17 protein-coding genes are annotated in these 15,362 nt (G+C 68.8%); 4 read left to right on the forward strand and 13 right to left on the reverse strand.

Going from position 1 to position 15,362, the window contains the following annotated elements:
- Positions 1 to 5: 5 nt before the first annotated feature.
- Positions 6 to 452, reverse strand: a complete 447-nt coding sequence (locus tag AC5JJ2_RS26310) for a hypothetical protein (RefSeq protein ID WP_495861029.1) — start codon at positions 450 to 452, stop codon at positions 6 to 8.
- Positions 440 to 691, reverse strand: a complete 252-nt coding sequence (locus AC5JJ2_RS26315; protein ID WP_495861030.1) for a hypothetical protein — start codon at positions 689 to 691, stop codon at positions 440 to 442. The genes AC5JJ2_RS26310 and AC5JJ2_RS26315 overlap by 13 nt, the downstream gene beginning before the upstream one ends.
- Before the next feature lie 97 nt (positions 692 to 788).
- On the opposite strand from AC5JJ2_RS26315, the gene AC5JJ2_RS26320 reads away from it, so the two are divergent.
- The 3 genes from AC5JJ2_RS26320 to AC5JJ2_RS26330 all read left to right on the forward strand — a co-directional run bounded on the left by AC5JJ2_RS26320 (position 789) and on the right by AC5JJ2_RS26330 (position 4,293).
- Positions 789 to 2,555, forward strand: coding sequence for an acyl-CoA dehydrogenase family protein (locus AC5JJ2_RS26320; protein ID WP_495861031.1), 1,767 nt, complete (start codon positions 789 to 791; stop codon positions 2,553 to 2,555).
- Positions 2,556 to 2,695: 140 nt separating this feature from the next.
- Positions 2,696 to 3,682 carry a GTP 3',8-cyclase MoaA gene (gene moaA / locus AC5JJ2_RS26325; RefSeq protein ID WP_495861032.1) on the forward strand — a complete coding sequence of 329 codons (987 nt, stop codon included), beginning with the start codon at positions 2,696 to 2,698 and terminating at the stop codon, positions 3,680 to 3,682.
- Positions 3,683 to 3,804: 122 nt separating this feature from the next.
- Positions 3,805 to 4,293: a fasciclin domain-containing protein gene (locus tag AC5JJ2_RS26330; protein WP_495861033.1), complete on the forward strand. Its 489-nt coding sequence runs from the start codon at positions 3,805 to 3,807 to the stop codon at positions 4,291 to 4,293.
- Positions 4,294 to 4,351: 58 nt separating this feature from the next.
- Here the strand turns inward: AC5JJ2_RS26330 and AC5JJ2_RS26335 are convergent, their stop codons facing one another.
- The 7 genes from AC5JJ2_RS26335 to AC5JJ2_RS26365 all read right to left on the reverse strand — a co-directional run bounded on the left by AC5JJ2_RS26335 (position 4,352) and on the right by AC5JJ2_RS26365 (position 9,502).
- Complete coding sequence (locus AC5JJ2_RS26335) at positions 4,352 to 4,672, reverse strand: type II toxin-antitoxin system RelE/ParE family toxin (RefSeq protein ID WP_495861034.1); 321 nt, start codon at positions 4,670 to 4,672, stop codon at positions 4,352 to 4,354.
- Positions 4,669 to 4,908 carry a hypothetical protein gene (locus AC5JJ2_RS26340; RefSeq protein WP_495861035.1) on the reverse strand — a complete coding sequence of 80 codons (240 nt, stop codon included), beginning with the start codon at positions 4,906 to 4,908 and terminating at the stop codon, positions 4,669 to 4,671. The genes AC5JJ2_RS26335 and AC5JJ2_RS26340 overlap by 4 nt, the downstream gene beginning before the upstream one ends.
- Positions 4,909 to 4,931: 23 nt before the next feature.
- The gene (locus tag AC5JJ2_RS26345) at positions 4,932 to 5,699 is read right to left on the reverse strand and encodes a DUF4058 family protein (RefSeq protein ID WP_495861036.1); all 768 of its coding nucleotides are present in this window, start codon (positions 5,697 to 5,699) and stop codon (positions 4,932 to 4,934) included.
- Between the two features lie 21 nt (positions 5,700 to 5,720).
- The gene (locus tag AC5JJ2_RS26350; RefSeq protein WP_495861037.1) at positions 5,721 to 7,115 is read right to left on the reverse strand and encodes a DUF1501 domain-containing protein; all 1,395 of its coding nucleotides are present in this window, start codon (positions 7,113 to 7,115) and stop codon (positions 5,721 to 5,723) included.
- Between the two features lie 117 nt (positions 7,116 to 7,232).
- Positions 7,233 to 7,694, reverse strand: coding sequence for a carbohydrate-binding domain-containing protein (locus tag AC5JJ2_RS26355; RefSeq protein ID WP_495861038.1), 462 nt, complete (start codon positions 7,692 to 7,694; stop codon positions 7,233 to 7,235).
- A gap of 205 nt (positions 7,695 to 7,899) precedes the next feature.
- A complete protein-coding gene (locus tag AC5JJ2_RS26360) occupies positions 7,900 to 8,721 on the reverse strand; it encodes a TIGR02996 domain-containing protein (protein WP_495861039.1) in 822 nt (273 codons plus the stop codon).
- Positions 8,708 to 9,502, reverse strand: a complete 795-nt coding sequence (locus tag AC5JJ2_RS26365; RefSeq protein ID WP_495861040.1) for a TIGR02996 domain-containing protein — start codon at positions 9,500 to 9,502, stop codon at positions 8,708 to 8,710. The genes AC5JJ2_RS26360 and AC5JJ2_RS26365 overlap by 14 nt, the downstream gene beginning before the upstream one ends.
- Before the next feature lie 129 nt (positions 9,503 to 9,631).
- Between AC5JJ2_RS26365 and AC5JJ2_RS26370 the strand changes: the two genes are divergently transcribed.
- On the forward strand, positions 9,632 to 10,222 hold the full coding sequence (locus AC5JJ2_RS26370) for a hypothetical protein (protein WP_495861041.1): 591 nt from the start codon (positions 9,632 to 9,634) through the stop codon (positions 10,220 to 10,222).
- Positions 10,223 to 10,507: 285 nt separating this feature from the next.
- On the opposite strand, the gene AC5JJ2_RS26375 is transcribed toward AC5JJ2_RS26370, so the two are convergent.
- The 4 genes from AC5JJ2_RS26375 to AC5JJ2_RS26390 form a co-directional block, all read right to left on the reverse strand.
- On the reverse strand, positions 10,508 to 13,363 hold the full coding sequence (locus AC5JJ2_RS26375) for a protein kinase domain-containing protein (protein WP_495861042.1): 2,856 nt from the start codon (positions 13,361 to 13,363) through the stop codon (positions 10,508 to 10,510).
- 65 nt (positions 13,364 to 13,428) lie between these two features.
- Positions 13,429 to 13,641 carry a hypothetical protein gene (locus AC5JJ2_RS26380; protein WP_495861043.1) on the reverse strand — a complete coding sequence of 71 codons (213 nt, stop codon included), beginning with the start codon at positions 13,639 to 13,641 and terminating at the stop codon, positions 13,429 to 13,431.
- A gap of 38 nt (positions 13,642 to 13,679) precedes the next feature.
- Complete coding sequence (locus AC5JJ2_RS26385; protein ID WP_495861044.1) at positions 13,680 to 13,925, reverse strand: hypothetical protein; 246 nt, start codon at positions 13,923 to 13,925, stop codon at positions 13,680 to 13,682.
- A gap of 42 nt (positions 13,926 to 13,967) precedes the next feature.
- Complete coding sequence (locus AC5JJ2_RS26390) at positions 13,968 to 15,359, reverse strand: DUF1501 domain-containing protein (protein WP_495861045.1); 1,392 nt, start codon at positions 15,357 to 15,359, stop codon at positions 13,968 to 13,970.
- Positions 15,360 to 15,362: the final 3 nt, after the last annotated feature.

Consider the following 15,362-nt stretch of genomic DNA (forward strand, 5'->3'; position numbering starts at 1 on the left):
GGAGGTCAAAACGCGAGGGTGAACGCCTTCAACGGGCCAACGAGATTGAACTGGCAGGCAGCCAAGATGTCCAAGCCGATGAGGCCCTGCACGTCCTCGTCCGGGCGAAAGCCGTCCGTCGCGAGGACGTTGCCTTCAAAAATGGGATGTGCGATTCCCCCAACGAGGAACGACAACGAAGCGATGTAGATGTCGCACGGGTGCGGGCTGGCGGGTTGGGTGGACGGTGTCAGAATCGCCGTCGCCCAATACGGCTGGATGTCGAGCGAGCGGAACACCTGCACCGCGAAACCGGTCAGGTGGGACCCGGTATCCACGAGGGCACGCACGGGGACCGGCGGCGGAACGGGGAACCCGTGCTTGCGGAGCAACGCGGCCCGCGATTCGCCCACCGCGACGAATACGTCGATGACCGCGCCGCCGTTCGCCAGCGGGCCGGTTAAGAGCGGCATGCGATCGGCCGGGAGAAGTACAACGGCTTGATCTGGTCGTTCACTTCCATCACCAGGAAGGGGGCCAGCTCGAACTTCTCCTCGCCGGCCTCGCGGGCGGTGTCGAGGTTCGGGTACAGGCCGACGATCTGCCCGTCGTGCAGCAGGGCGAACTTGCCGCGGTTCGCGGGGTCAGTCAAAAGGCCCGGCAGCGCGGCCTTGAAAACCGCGTGTTCGCGCTCGTGATATTTCTTTTCCATCCCCCCATTCTCGCCGCCCCCGGCCCGCGGTTCAACCGCATTCCACCGGTGGCATCGCCTACAATGGACTATCCACTCTCTCGCGGAGGTTCCTCGCATGGCCCTCACGGCGGCACAGGTCGCGGAGCAGAAAAAGCAGGTCGAAGAACTCCTCGGCGAGGTCGAGCAGCTCGGGTTCGCGAAGGCCCTGTTCTTCGGCAAGGTCCGCGGCGACCTCCTCTTCCCGTACCCCACCCTCCCGCCGGCGCAGCAGCAGCCGGCCGACGAGGCCGCCGCGAAGGTCCGGCAGTACGCCCGCGACCACATCGACCACATGAAGATCGACCGCGAGGCGATGATCCCCGATTCCGTGATCCGCGGTCTCGCCGACTTGGGTGTGCTCGGGATGACGGCCCCGCCGGCCGTCGGCGGCCTCGGGTTCAACCAGCAGCAGTACCTGAAGGTCATGGAAATCATCGGCGGGCACTGCGCCAGCACGGCCGTGTTCGTGAACGCGCACCACAGTATCGGCATCCGCGCCCTGTTGCTGTTCGGCACGAAGGAGCAACAGGACCGTTGGTTGCCGGACCTCGTCGCGGCCAAGAAGATCGCCGCGTTCGCGCTGACGGAACCGGAGGCCGGATCGGACGCCGGGAACGTGCAGACGACCGCGACGCCGGACGGCGACGACTTCGTCCTGAACGGCACGAAGCACTACATCACCAACGGCGGCATCGCGGACGTTCTCACCGTGATGGCCCGCACGCCGGACAAGGACGGCAAGTCGAAGGTGACGGCGTTCCTGGTGACGCCGGACCTGCCCGGCTTCGAGGTGCTGGAGACGCGGGCCGAGAAGTGCGGCATCCGCGGCACGGCCACCGGCAAGCTGCGGTTCACGAACATGCGCGTCCCGAAGGCGAACGTCCTCGGGCCGCTCGGCAAGGGGCTGAAGGTCGCGCTCACGGTGCTGGACTTCGGCCGCACGACGTTCGGCGCGAGCTGCACCGGCCACGCGAAGGCGTGCGTCGAGGCGATGACGAAGCACGCGAAGGCCCGCAAGCAGTTCCAGCAGACGCTCGCCGAGTTCGAGTTGGTGAAGAAGAAGATCGCGTTCGCGGCCGCCCACACGTTCGCGATGGAGGCGGCGACGGCCCAGTGCGCCGCGTGCATCGACAGCGGCCGCGAGGACTACATGCTGGAAACGGCGATCCTCAAGGTGTTCGCGACCGAGCACCTGTGGACGATCGTGAACGACTGCATCCAGGTGTTCGGCGGAAAGGCGTACTTCAGCGACCAGCCGTACGAGCGCTGGATGCGGGACGCGCGGATCAACCTCATCGGCGAGGGGGCGAACGACGTGCTGAAGGCGTTCATCGCCGTCGTCGGCTGCCGCGGGCCGGGCGAGTACCTGAAGTCGCTCCGCGACGACATGCTCGGCGGCCGGTGGAGCCTCCGCAAGATCGGCGCGGCCCTCGGCGTCGGCACGCAACTCGTCATCCCGTGGGCGAGTACGCCGACCGTGCCGGTGAAGTCGCCGAAGCTCGACGCCGAGGCGACGGCGTTCGCCCGGTTGGTGAAGAAGTTCGGGCTGGAGCTGCCGCACGTCTTCCTGCGGCTGAAGGACGAGACGAAGTTCGTGCAGGCGCAGCTCATCCACGAGCGGATCGCGGACATCGCCATCGACCTGTACGTGTCCGCGTGCGTGCTGGCCCGGCTGGACCACCTGATCGCCAATCCGAGCAAGGACGTTTACGCCGACGTTGGGGCCGGGCGGTACTTCCTGAAGCTGGCGAACCGCCGGATGGCGGCGAACTTCGCGGCGCTGACCGACCACGACGACGCGGACACGGTGAGCGTCGCGGACGGGGTGTTGGAGACGTTTTAACCCCGACTTCCGAAGTCCGGCTTCGACTTCGGAAGTCGATCCCGCGCGGGGGCGGTCCTCAACCCGGATCGGCGCTGGCCCTGTTCGACTTCCGAAGTCGAAGCCGGACTTCGGAAGTCGGGTTCTCCTACACTACCCCGATGCCTCCCGCGCTGATCGACTCCTTCGGCCGCGTCCATAATAACCTCCGCGTCTCCGTCACGGACCGGTGCAACCTCCGCTGCACGTACTGCATGCCGGAGGACGTGACGTTCCTCGACCGCGGCGAGCTGCTCACGTTCGAGGAGATCGCCCGGTTCGTCCACGTCGCCGCCCCGCTCGGCGTGACCAAGCTCCGGCTCACCGGCGGCGAGCCGCTCATGCGGAAGGACCTGCACAAGCTCGTCCGCCAACTCGTCCCGATCCCCGGCATCGTCGATGTCGGTCTCACCACCAACGGCCTGCTGCTCAGGGACCAGGCCCCTGCCCTGCGCGACGCGGGGCTGACGCGGCTGAACGTCTCGCTCGACACGCTCGACCCCGGCCGGTTCCGCGAACTCGCCCGGCGCGACGGCGTCGAGAAAGTCGTCGAAGGGTTGCTCGCGGCGAAAGCGCTCGGCTTCTCGATCAAGGTGAACGCCGTGGCGATCCGCGGGTTCATCGAACACGACGCGGCCCCGCTCGCGCGGTTCTGCCGCGAGAACGGGTTCGAGCTGCGGTTCATCGAGTACATGCCGATCGGCGCGGAGGCGTGGGAGCGCGAGAAGTGCGTCCTCGCGCACGAACTGCTCGACCTGTTGGAGCGAGAAGTGTCGCCGGTCGTGCCGTCGCCGGACTACGACCCCCGCGCCCCGGCGATGGAGTTCGACTACACCGACGGCCGCGGCCGGGTCGGGATCATCGCGTCCGTGTCCCGGCCGTTCTGCCGAAGTTGTAACCGCGTCCGCCTGACCGCCGACGGAAAGCTCCGCAACTGCCTGTTCGCGCTCGACGAGGTGGACGTGAAGCCGCTGTTGCGGCAAGAGGGCACGGACGCGCTCCTCGCGGCCGCCATCCGTGGCAACGTGGCCGCGAAGTGGGAAGGCCACCAGATCAACTCGGCGGCGTTCGTGAAGCCGCCCCGGACGATGCACGCCATCGGCGGGTGACTTGAAGAACTTCGGAAAAATCTCTCACCTTCTTGACCCGCCCTCCCGCCGCGCGCCTAGGAATTGGGTCGTGCCGGGGGAATTGGCTTCCCGGCACATCACCTCAGACACCGAGAAGCGTCATGAAGAAGCTGTTCACGTTGGCGGTGGCCGCGCTCGTCGCGGTCGGGTTCTACGCCGGGGCCGAGGACAAGAAGGAATTGACGATCGTCGAGACGGCGATCGCGAACAAGGACTTCAGCACCCTGGTCGAGGCGGTGAAGGCGGCGGAGTTGGTGGACACGCTGAAGGGGGACGGCCCGTTCACCGTGTTCGCCCCGACGAACGCGGCGTTCGACAAGCTCGGCAAGGACACGATCGCGGCCGTGCTGAAGGACAAGCAGAAGCTGACGGCCATCCTGACGGCGCACGTCGTCAAGGGGAGCGTCATGGCGGCCGACGTGGTGAAGCTGAACGGCAAGGAGGCGGAAACGCTCCAGGGCACGAAGTTCCCGATCAAGGTCGAGGGCGACAAGGTGATGATCGGCAACGCGACGGTGACGAAGACGGACATCAAGTGCAAGAACGGCGTCATCCACGTGATCGACACGGTGCTGATGCCGAAGGAGTAAGCCGGAGGAATTGACTCGCGCGTCGGCCCGTTCCCGCGAGGGGGCGGGCCGGTGTCGTTTAATTCCACCTCGGTATCCGCCGGACCCACGCGCCGGGCCGTTGGCGGGCGTGGACCACGGCGATCACCTCGGCCAAGTCGTCCGACACGAAACCGTAGATGACCCGATACTCAAACCGTTGGATATAGAACTCGCGCGTCTCCACGTCGTCCGGGCCGTCTTCCGTCCGCCCGTACATCTGCGGGCTCGCCTCGACCGCCCGGAGGGCTTGCTCGAACAGGTCGGTGAACTGCGTGCCGTACCCCGGATGCTCGGATTCCAGCCGTCGTTCGACGGCCTGGGCATCGAGTTCGGCACTGTCCGAGACGCGGACCCTCATGCCCGCCGTGCCTCGTTTTGCCGGCGGAGGCCGGCGATCACTTCCTCAATGCTCTTCGTCCCTTCTTGCCCGGACCGCAACCGCTCCCAGCGGCGGGTCAGTTCGGCCTTTAGTTCCGGGTCGCCCGTGCGGTCGTGCATCAGCTCGCCCGCGATCATCTCCTGCCACTCGACGGGCAGCTTCTTCGCCCGCTCGATCAGCTCGCGGGCCTCTTGTTCCGGCGTCAGCGGCGTCATGGGTCGTCCTCGGGGATCTAAACTCAGGGCGTGCCGTCCGTCTCCAGCACGGCCTTCCACCGGCGGGGCACGCCACGGTACGCCGCCCGATAGGTTTCCTCCAAGGGTACGTTGACGTACCGGTCTTCCGTCAGGAACAGCGGCATCTCGATCAACTCGCGGCCCACCGCCGTCGGCTCGACGTACGCCCGCTTCCGTTGCCCTGCCGAGTACGCGGCGAGCGTCAGCGGCAAATCCTTCGGCAGCGCGAACGCGGTGTCGTTGAACTCGTGCCAGATGGCGGAGTGAATGCCTTCCGGGTCGCGGGGCGACGGCGGGAACAGGTCGATGATGAGCAGGTGGTAGCCGCGGAAGAGGGCTTCGACGGCCTTCTCGACGAACGTCTCGAACGCGTGCCGGGCCGCCTTGTTTCCGGGCGAGACGATCTCGAGCAATGCGACCATTCGATCCCCGGACGTGTGCCGGATCACGACCGTGCGCCGCTTGAGGACGTAATCGTTCATTTCCCCTTCATCGACCAACTTCACGCGTGGGGCGGCCTCCGCGATAGCCACGCCGCCCTCGGTCGGAAGGTCGCGAGGCTTGGCGTGCCCGTTCGATCCCCCCGACGGGAAGTCAACTTCCTGAAGCGTGAGTACGTCCGGGCCGAGCGGCCCCGCGATTTGTTCCGCCTGAGCGTAGTACGGGGGCGGCAGTAGCTCGTTGAGCCGCTCCTGGATCGAGGCCACCCAACTCGTGTGGAAGGCGTGGAACGTCCCGTCCGTCACGCGGGTCCAGTCGTGGATCGGCATCGCGCGTCCTCCTGACCGGGATTATACCAGCACCGCGTTCACCACGCCCCCGCCGTGGCTGATCGGGATCGGCCGCGTCGTGTGGTCCGGGACGGTCGCCTCCGGGTCCACGCCGATCAGGTGGTAGAACGTCGCCGCGATGTCGCCGGCCGACACCGGGTGCTCCAGCGGGTACGCCGCCGCCTTGTCGCTCGTGCCGTGGACGTACCCCTGCTTTACCCCGCCGCCGAACAAGAGGCAGAACCCGCACTGCGGCCAGTGGTCGCGGCCGGCCTGCTTGTTCACCTTCGGCGTGCGGCCCATGTCCCCGTGGACCATCACCAGCACGTCGTCGAACAGCCCGCGGGCCGTCAGGTCGTCCAGCAGCGCCGGCACGGCCCGGTCCAGGAACGGTAGCAGGACGTGCTTGAGCAGGTTGAAGTTGTTGTTGTGCGTGTCCCAGTGGCCGCTGCCCTTCGCCTCCGTGTGGACGGTCACGAACGTCACGCCGGCCTCGACCAGCCGGCGGGCGAGCAGCACGCAGTTGCCGAACAGGTCGCGGCCGTACCGGTCGCGGGTGCGGGGGTCCTCCCGCGACAGGTCGAACGCCGATTTCGCCTTCGGCGACAGTAGCATGTCGAACGCCGCCCGCCGCTTGTCCGCGACCCGCCCGGTGCTCGCGTCGAGCCGCCGCTCGGCGGCGTCGAGCTGTTCCACCAGCGTGCGACGACTGTTGAGCGCGTCGAGCGTCACGCCGCCGTCGATCTTCGGCAGCGTCGGCTCGCCCATCGCCACCAGCGTGTGGTCGTAGAAGTCCGTGAGCGAGTCCGTCACGACCCGCGGCCACTTCGGCTCGCACAGGCTGAACATCGGGTCGTACTTCGGCCCGAGGTAGCCGCCGTAGGGGCCGGCCCGCCGCAACCCCTGGCTGTAGCCCGGCAGTGCCGGGAGCATCACGTATCCCGGCAACTCGCGGCCCGTCCCGATGCCGAAGTATTGCGCCACCGACGGCATGCTCGGGTGGTTCGTCGGCTTCGAGTAGTAGTCCGTCCGGTCGTCGCCGCCGTCGAACCCGGTCATCACCCCATACGGGTTGTGGCTGTTGTACCGGTGCGACACGGTGCGGATGAGCGTCGTCCGGTTCAGCCGCTTCGCCAACTGCGGGACGTGTTCGGTCGTGCGAATCCCCGGCAGGGCGGTCGGGATCGTGCCGAACTCGCCGCGGATTTCGGCCGGCGCGTCCGGCTTCGGGTCGAACGTGTCGATGTGGCTCGGCCCGCCGTACAGGTCGATGAGGATGACGGCCTTCGCCCGCCGGGCGCGCGTTTCAGCGCGGGCAGTCAGCCCGGTGAGCATGGCGAGGGAGCCGGCCCGCAGCAGGTCGCGGCGGGTGAGGCCGTCGCACGCGGTCGTGCCGCGGCCGAGGAGGCGGAGCATGGGAATCATTCCGAGGGCAAAAAGTGACGACCGGCAGATGGGATGAGCGTAACCGAGACGTGTACGAGGGGCAAGCGGAAAGCCCACACACGATCGTGTGTGGGCTTCGCCCGGCAATTACTTCTTCTCCAGCGCCGCCTTGTAGATGAACAGGTTCAGGTCGTACTCGTTCTCCTTGTACTTGTCGTTGAGGAACTCGACGACCAGCTTCGTGTCGCCCTTCTTGAGCTTCACGGTGAACGTGTACTCCTTCGACTCCTCGGCCGTCAGGTCGAACTTCTCCTTCACGACCTCGTCGCCGACCTTGACCTTCACCTGCGCCTTCGTCTTGTCGGCCTCCGTGCAGCCCATGTCGAGCTTGAGCGTGTACTCGCCGTCCGCCGGGACCTTCACGTCGGCCGTGGCCGTGCCGTTCGTGTAGAGGAAGATGCGGCTCTCGCCCTCGTCGTGCCCGCCCAGCTCCTCGCTGACGGCCTTGACCTTGAAGTCCTTGAGTTCGAGTTTGATCGTCTCGGCGGCGACCGCGACGCCGAACCCGACGGCGACCGCGACGGCGGCCGCGAGGAAGCGCTTCACCATGACCGACTCCTGAAATGAGGGAGAGCGAACCGACCAGACATGTACACGGGTCATGATAGGGAAACCTGACACGGAAAAGGCCCGACTTCCGAAGTCCGGCTTCGACTTCGGAAGTCGAACCGCGCAGGGGGCGTTCGTCGTGTCGACACACGCCCCTCTTCCCCATCGACTTCCGAAGTCGAAGCCGGACTTCGGAAGTCGGGGTTCACATCACCACGCGGTCGCCGAAGTGGTTGGCGAGCATCCGCCGGCCGAGCGGCGACAGCGGGTTTCCGGTCATCACCAGCCGCCCCACCGCCGTCAGCGACGGGGCGACGCTCAGCGCCGTCGCGCCTTGGTCCTGGATGTTGTTGTCCGACAGGTCGAGTTCGCGGAGACCGTCGCGGAACACCGCCTCCCGCAACGCCCGGTCGAGCAGATAAATGCTCTCGACGTTCAGGTCGCACCCGGCGAGCGACAGCCGCTCCAGGTTCCGCAGAGACGGGTATCGGGCCACGATTTGAAACGCGAGCCGGGTGCTCTCGCCGCTGCCGCCGAGGTTGGTCGTCAGCCACAGGGACCGCAAGCCGCTCAGGTCCGGCCGCCGGCCGTGCATCGCCTCCATGAACTCCTGATACCGCGGGAGTTGGTCGGGGCGGGCCGAGACGACGAGACTTTGGATCGGGGCCAGCCCGAACAACTCCCCGCCGCTGTAGTGGACGGTCCGCACGGACGCGTGTAACTCGAACGGGAATCCGCGGCGGTAGATGAGCAGGCTCTCGTACCATTTGTCCCACGTCGGCACGTCGGCGTTCCACGCCTCGCCGAACGCGTTGAACAGCCGGGCCGCCGCCGTCTCCAACCGCGCCCGCGCCTCCGACCCGGCCGGCAGCCCCTCGGCCTCGATCTCCAGGCGGATGAACGCGGCGCGGGCCACGTCCGCCTCGCCGCGGGGGTGTTCCTCCAGCCAGTCGGCGTACACCAGCCGCGGCGCGTCCGCGTCCGGGTCGGCGAGGACGGCCGCGTACAGGGCGTCACGCTCCGTCACGGTCGGGCCTCCACGACACGAGGTCCCAGGCCTGCGGCCCCACGTCCGGGTGGCCGGCCGCGGCGAGGAGCGTCGTGCCCACCGGCGTCAAGTTGTTCTTCGGCAGGTGCAACGTCCGAAGCCCGCGGGTCGCCGGCGCGCGGGCCAGGACGCCGGCCCCGTCGTCGGTCACGCTACAGTAAAGCAGCGTCAGCCCGGTCAGGCGGTCGAGGACGGAAAGTTCGACCAGCAGCGACAGGATGCGGTCCCCGAGCCCGAGGTAGTGGTTGAAGGTCAACTCGCGGAACGGCAGGCCGGCCAAGGCCCGGACGAACGCGACGGTCGCGGCCTCCGGCGGTTCGTCCCACCCGCCGTTCGCGTGGATCGCCCGGAGGAGCCGGCCGGCTGGGCACGCGGCCGCCTCTTCGACGCAGTGCGGGGCCGGGTAGTTGAAGGTCACGGCGTCCAACCACCCCCGCCGCCACGTCACCCGGACCGGGGACCGGTCGCCGATGACGGCGCGGCGGAGCGTCGTCATCGAGTCGGCGGCCGGGTCTACCAAATGATACAGGCTCCCGAGCCAGTCCCGCTCGTGCCGGCCGCGAAGGTCCGCCGCCCGCCGCGTCAGGTCCGCCCGCTCGTCCGCCGACAAACCGGCGTCCTCCAACGCCAGCTCCAGGCGGACGTACTCCCCGCGCGGGTCGCCCTCCTCGATCAGCAGGTCGGCGTAGGCGGAGTGTAACGCCACGTTATCGGGGTCCGCGACCAGGGCAGCCTCCAGCGTAGCGCGGGTGTTCGTCATCGCGGCGAACCTCAACCTTCCGGCCCGCCCGCAATTCTACCGACCGATTCCGAGTTGGCGGGTCGCGTATTCCGTTCTACGGTTGGGGTGAGGAACCGCCCTCGTTGGCAAGCGGCCGACGGTGAACGCGTGAACAACTTCTGGAACCGGTCGAACAAGACCAACGGCCCGCTCTTCGGCAAGTCGGACCCGCCTGCGCCCCCACCCCCACCGCCGCCGTCCGCCGCCACCCCGCCGCCGACGAAGACGCCTGGGTCCAACCCCGGCCTGAAGTCCACCGTCTCGAACCTGTCCGCGAAGTCGTCGCCGAAGCTCACGCCGATCACCGAGTCCGGCGTCGTCCGGGCGGCCGGGTTCGACCACGACCTGGCGTGCGGCGTGTTCGTCGGGGCGTTCGACATCCCGAACCTCGGCGTGTCCGTGGACGCCGTCGAGGTCACCGACCCGGTGTCCCGGCGGACGGTGCGGTTGGAGAACTGGCTTCGCACGAACGACATGCTGGCGATCCTGACCCGCGAGTACGACAAGGCCCGGAAGCGGCTGGAGTCGCTGCCGCCGCCGCCGCCGCCGGCCCCCGGCCGCCCGGCCGCGTCGAAGGACTACCAGGACGCGGAGCGGCGGGTGACGGAGGTGCGGGACCAAGTCGTCTGCCTGCTGCACAGCCGCCGGGCGTACCACCGGGCGAAGGAAGCCGGCATCCGCATCCTGATTGAGGTCTGAGTGAAACCGCCACCGCCGCCACCGCCACGGGTGGCCCCCCGTGGCGGAAACGCCACCTGGGTTGACGCGACCGGTATAATGTAGATTCGTACACATCATTTCTTTTCGCCGCCCGCCTCCAACTGTTGGACCCGCTTCTCGAAGAATTGAACCCGCGTGGCCGCCACCGGCGGGTCGGCCACGGCCCGCCCGGCACGCCTGCGCCCAGTCCAACGCGGCCGGCCTCTCGCCCGGCGTGAGGGCGAGGATCGCCAGGTGGTCATTACCGCGCGGCGGGAGGGTCCATCAGTCGCGGCTCGACGCCCGCGGCGGCGGGGCGGTCTCGCGGCGCTTCGCCGGCAGGTTCGCCTTGCAGTCCCCCAGCCGACCCTTCACCACCCCGACTTCGTTCGCGAACAACGCCGGCTTCTCGAACCGGGTCGCCACGTCGATCGCCTGCTCGTACCACCCGACCGCGGCGGCGTAGTCCTCCGTCCGCTGGGCCACGTACCCGAGCGCGAAGAAGGCCACCAACAGGTCCCGCTGGGCCTCCGCACCCTTTGTGTCGGCCTCCGCCCGCCGCCGGTGGACGGCCAACGCCTTCCGGTGCATCTCCGCGGCCTCGAGGAATTGGCCGCGCTGCTCCAGCGTCCCGCCGATCTTGCTGTAACTCATCCCGAGGTCGCGGTGGGACCGCGCGTCGTTCGGGTCGGCCGCCGCCAGCCGCTCGACGATCCGGGACCACTCCCGGTAGTGGCCCTCGGCGTCCGGCCAGCGGCGGAGCTTCTCGGCCACGTCGCCGAGGTTCGAGAAGCTCCGCCCGAGGTCCCGTCGGGCCTGGGCGTTGTTCGGGTCGGCGTCCGCGAGCCGGCGGCGGACGGCCAGCGACGCCTCGTAGTGCCCGACCGCGTCCGTCGGCCGGTCGAGGTCCAGCGTCACGTCGCCGAGGTTGTCGTGGCTGATGGCCAGGTCGCGCTGGGCCTGGAAGTTGTTCGGGTCGGCGGCCGCCAGCCGCTTCTGGATCGCGTTCATCTCCCCGTACACGGCGAGGGCGGCCTCGCGGTCGCCGAGCACCCGGTTCAGGTAGCCGAGCTTGTGCAGGCCGACGGTCAGGTCGCGCCGGGCCTGGGCGTTATCGGGGTCGGCGGCGGCCAGCCGCCCGGCGATGTCCTTCGCCTTCCGGTACACGTCCCGCGCGGCCTTCATCTCCCGCAGTTCCAGGGTCACGTCCCCGACCCGCGTGTAGCTGATGTGCAAATCGCGCTGGGCCTGGGCGTTCGTCGGGTCGGCGGCCGCCAGCCGCTCGGCGATCGCCAGCGCCCCCTGGTAGTGGTCGAGGGCGTCCTTCGTCTTCCCCCGCCGGATCGCCACGTCGCCGAGGCCGTTCAGGCTCCAACTCAGGTCCCGCTGGGCTTCCGCGTTCGTCGGGTCGGCGGCCGCCAGCCGGCGGGCGAGCGCGTTCATCTCGGTGAAGTGCCCCAGGGCGTCGTCGAGGCGGCCGAGTTGTTCCGCCGCCTCGCCGAGCCGTTGGAGGCTGACGCACACGTTCCGCTGGGCGACCGGGTCGGCCGGGTCCGCAGCGGCCAGCCGGACGGCGAGGGCGTGCCCGGCCCGGTACTCCTTCTCCGCCGCGGCCGTGTTACCGAGTGTCCGCTCCACGTCGCCCATGCGGAAGTGGGACCAGACCAGGGTGCTGTCCGGGGACCCCTGCTTCCGGGCCTCGTCCATGATCTTCGCCAACCCGTCGCGGGCCTTCTCGAGCAACTCCTTGCGGAGCCGCTGGGTTCCGGGCTGGGTTTCCAGCTTCGATTGAACCGCGAACACCATGTCGTTGTTAATGTCGAGGGCGTGCCGGGTTTGTTTCCGCGCCGAAAGCTCCTGGCTCTTCGCTTCCTGTTCGTTCTTCTCGGCGAGGTCCTTCGCCTTCTTCTCCTTCCGCGCGTTCTCGTCGGCTTCGTCCTTCGCCGCCTTCGTGTTGAGAAGCTCCTGGCCGATCTTCCCTTCCGCGGTCTGCGCCCGGAGCATCTGCCAGACGGACACGGCCGTCCCGGCGGCGAGCACGGCGACCACGGCCGTCGCGGACCACGCCCACAGCCGTTGCCGCTGCCGCTGTTCGGCGGCCCGGACCTCGGCCTTCGCCCGGTCCGTCTCGGCCTGCCGCGCCCGCCGCTCGGCGTCGGCCCGCAGCGCCGACACCTCCGCGGCGACGGCCGCCCCGTTCGCCGGCCGGTCCGCCGGGTCCGGGGCCAGGCACCGCTTGCAGAGGGCGACGAGTTCCGGCTCCGCCCCGCACGCGTCGAGCCGGGCGAAGGCGTCGGCCACCTCCCCGGCGGCGGCGAGCCGGTGGGCCGAGGCCGCGTCCCCGCCGACGAACGGCGGCCGGTCGGTCAGGATGCGGCAGAGGATCGCCCCGAGGCCGAACACATCGCTGCGTTCCGTCACCCGGTCCACGGCCCCGACCGCCTGCTCCGGCGGCATGTACGCCGGCGTCCCGAGGACGGCCCCGTCCCCGGTCCGGGAGTCGTCCGCCGCCCGCGGGTCCACGAACGTGCTGGCGTCCGACCCGCCCGCCGCCCCGGCGGCCGCGGTCGCGTCCCCGCGGAACTTCGCGAGGCCCCAGTCCATGACTTGCACTTCGCCGAACGGGCCGACCATGACGTTCGCCGGCTTCAGGTCGCGGTGCAGGACGCCGCGGCTGTGCGCGTACCCGACCGCCTGGCAGATCGCCTCGAACACGCCGACGAGGTGCCCGCGGTCGTGCCCGGCGTCCGGCCGCGCCCGCAGCCGGGCGTCGAGCGTCTGCCCCTTGATGAGCTTCATCGCCAGGAACGGGCTGCCGTTGACGAGCGTGCCGAGGTCGTAGACGGGCGGGACGCTCGGGTGCTGGAGCTGGGCCGTGACGGTGGCCTCGTACTCGAACCGGCGGCGGGCGGGGGCGAAGTCCTGGGCGTGGTCGAGCAGCACCTTCACGGCCACGTCCCGCTTGAGGGCGGCGTCCCAGGCCCGGTAGACGGCCCCCATGCCGCCCTTCGCGATCAGGTCGTGCAGTTCGTACCGGTCGCCGGCGTCCGGCGTCGCGGGCCGGGGCAGCGCCGAGATTTCCGCGGACCGCCGGTTCTGGTCCGGGGTGGCGGCTTGCGTGCCGGGCGTCGAATCGGGCATGGGCGGTCCTCTCGGGGAAGCCGCCCGAGTTTACCCGCGGAACGACGGGGATGCCAGCGGGTGGGTCATCCGATCCACTTCACGGCGTTCACGTACACGACCTTCGCGATTTCGTCGATTTGAAAGTGCAGGCACAACGGCGGGTGGAACCAGACGCGAACCGTCGCCCGGTCGCGGGACTCGCCTTGCTCGTGGGCGGCGTCGCGAAGAATCCGGTTCACCGCATCGACGGCATCGGCCACCGCGTCGGGGGGCTTCTTCTGCCAGATCCGTCGCATTTGGGATTCCGCCTGTTCACGCCAATACACAGTAAAATTCATCGTCCGGCTCGCAGGTCGGCGAGGATGTCTTCGAGCAGTCGGCCGGGTCCGGTGGCCTGATCGGCTTCACGGAGTTCTTCTTCCGTGAACGGCCCGAAGGCCGACGGGCCGTGCATGGCTCGGTAAGCGCGCGGTGACATCATCACGGCGACGAGCTGCCCTTGTTCGTTGTAAATCTCCGTCGTCTTCGACAACCCGTTCAATTTCGCGAGCGTCTCGGCGTCCAGCGTCAGTTTGCTCATCGGTCGGTCCCTCCTAAACGCATCGTAAACGCGGCGGCCGTTCTACGCCAGCAGCTTCTTCACCACGTTGCCGTGTACGTCCGTCAGCCGGAACGGGCGGCCCTGGAACTTGAACGTCAGCCGCGTGTGGTCGAACCCCAACAGGTGCAACAGCGTCGCGTGCAGGTCGTGGACGTGGACCTTGTCCTCGACCGCGTTGAACCCCAGGTCGTCCGTCGCGCCGATCGTCTGGCCGCCCTTGATGCCGCCGCCGGCCAGCCAGTACGTGAACGCGTTCGGGTGGTGGTCCCGGCCGTCCGACCCGCCCTGCACCATCGGCGTCCGGCCGAACTCGCCGCCCCAGATCACCAGCGTGTCGTCCAACAGGCCCCGCTGCTTCAGGTCCGTGATGAGCGCGGCCGACGCCTGGTCGGTGTTCTTGCAGTTCTTCTTCAGGTCGTTGACGAGGTTGCCGTGCTGGTCCCACGCCTCGTGGTAGATCTGCACGAACCGGACGCCCTTCTCGACCAGCCGCCGCGCCAGCAGGCAGGCGTTCGCGTAGGTGTTCTTGCCGGGCTCGGCCCCGTAGAGGGCGAGCGTCTGCTTGTCCTCCTTCGCGATGTCCATGACCGCCGGGGCGGCGTGCTGCATCCGGTAGGCCATCTCGTAGCTGTTGATCCGCGTCGCGATCTCCGGGTCGCCGACGGCGTCGAGCCGGAGCTGGTTGAGCTTGTTGACGGAATCCAGCGCGTCCTTCTGGGCGGCCGCGTCGATCCCGGCCGGGCTGTTGAGGAACAGCACCGGCTCCGCCCCGCCGCGGAACTGGACGCCGTTGTAAACCGTGGGCAGGAACCCGGACCCCCAGCAGGCGTTGCCGCCGCTCGGCCCCTTGCTGCCGGTCGAGAAGACGACGAACCCCGGCAGGTCCTTCGACTCCTGGCCGAGGCCGTAGAGCGACCACGACCCGAAGCTCGGCCGGCCGAACTGCATCGCGCCGGTGTTCATCATGCACTGGGCCGGGGCGTGGTTGAACGCGTCCGTGACCATCGACTTCACGATCGCGATGTCGTCGGCGATCTTGGCCGTGTGCGGCAGCAGCTCCGACAGTTCGGCCCCGGATTGGCCGTGCTTGGCGAACTTGAACTTCGGGCCGAGGCACTTCGAGTTCGGGTTGATGAACGCGGCCCGGTAGCCGTCGAGCAGCTTCGGCGGCGGCAGCTTGCCGTCCTGCTTCGCGAGTTCCGGCTTGTGGTCGAACAGTTCGAGGTGGCTGGGCGCGCCGGCCTGGAAGAGGAAGATGACCCGCTTCGCCTTCGGGGCGAAGTGCGGAGCCTTCGGCGCGAGCGGGTCGTCCGCGGCGAAGCCGTCGTTGGCGAGGATGGAGCTGAGGGCGGCGGCCCCGAGGCCGACGCCGCACTGCTGAAGGAACCACCGGCGCGCGAGCGGGGCGTGCATGGG

The sequence above is a fragment of the Limnoglobus sp. genome (assembly GCF_059499385.1).

What these genes read in the sequence shown, in the direction of transcription:
- AC5JJ2_RS26310 (WP_495861029.1), bottom strand. Translation starts at nt 452, where the DNA reads ATGCCGCTCTTAACCGGCCCGCTGGCGAACGGCGGCGCGGTCATCGAC.
- AC5JJ2_RS26315 (WP_495861030.1), bottom strand. Translation starts at nt 691, where the DNA reads ATGGAAAAGAAATATCACGAGCGCGAACACGCGGTTTTCAAGGCCGCG.
- AC5JJ2_RS26320 (WP_495861031.1), top strand. Translation starts at nt 789, where the DNA reads ATGGCCCTCACGGCGGCACAGGTCGCGGAGCAGAAAAAGCAGGTCGAA.
- moaA (WP_495861032.1), top strand. Translation starts at nt 2,696, where the DNA reads ATGCCTCCCGCGCTGATCGACTCCTTCGGCCGCGTCCATAATAACCTC.
- AC5JJ2_RS26330 (WP_495861033.1), top strand. Translation starts at nt 3,805, where the DNA reads ATGAAGAAGCTGTTCACGTTGGCGGTGGCCGCGCTCGTCGCGGTCGGG.
- AC5JJ2_RS26335 (WP_495861034.1), bottom strand. Translation starts at nt 4,672, where the DNA reads ATGAGGGTCCGCGTCTCGGACAGTGCCGAACTCGATGCCCAGGCCGTC.
- AC5JJ2_RS26340 (WP_495861035.1), bottom strand. Translation starts at nt 4,908, where the DNA reads ATGACGCCGCTGACGCCGGAACAAGAGGCCCGCGAGCTGATCGAGCGG.
- AC5JJ2_RS26345 (WP_495861036.1), bottom strand. Translation starts at nt 5,699, where the DNA reads ATGCCGATCCACGACTGGACCCGCGTGACGGACGGGACGTTCCACGCC.
- AC5JJ2_RS26350 (WP_495861037.1), bottom strand. Translation starts at nt 7,115, where the DNA reads ATGCTCCGCCTCCTCGGCCGCGGCACGACCGCGTGCGACGGCCTCACC.
- AC5JJ2_RS26355 (WP_495861038.1), bottom strand. Translation starts at nt 7,694, where the DNA reads ATGGTGAAGCGCTTCCTCGCGGCCGCCGTCGCGGTCGCCGTCGGGTTC.
- AC5JJ2_RS26365 (WP_495861040.1), bottom strand. Translation starts at nt 9,502, where the DNA reads ATGACGAACACCCGCGCTACGCTGGAGGCTGCCCTGGTCGCGGACCCC.
- AC5JJ2_RS26375 (WP_495861042.1), bottom strand. Translation starts at nt 13,363, where the DNA reads ATGCCCGATTCGACGCCCGGCACGCAAGCCGCCACCCCGGACCAGAAC.
- AC5JJ2_RS26380 (WP_495861043.1), bottom strand. Translation starts at nt 13,641, where the DNA reads ATGCGACGGATCTGGCAGAAGAAGCCCCCCGACGCGGTGGCCGATGCC.
- AC5JJ2_RS26385 (WP_495861044.1), bottom strand. Translation starts at nt 13,925, where the DNA reads ATGAGCAAACTGACGCTGGACGCCGAGACGCTCGCGAAATTGAACGGG.
- AC5JJ2_RS26390 (WP_495861045.1), bottom strand. Translation starts at nt 15,359, where the DNA reads ATGCACGCCCCGCTCGCGCGCCGGTGGTTCCTTCAGCAGTGCGGCGTC.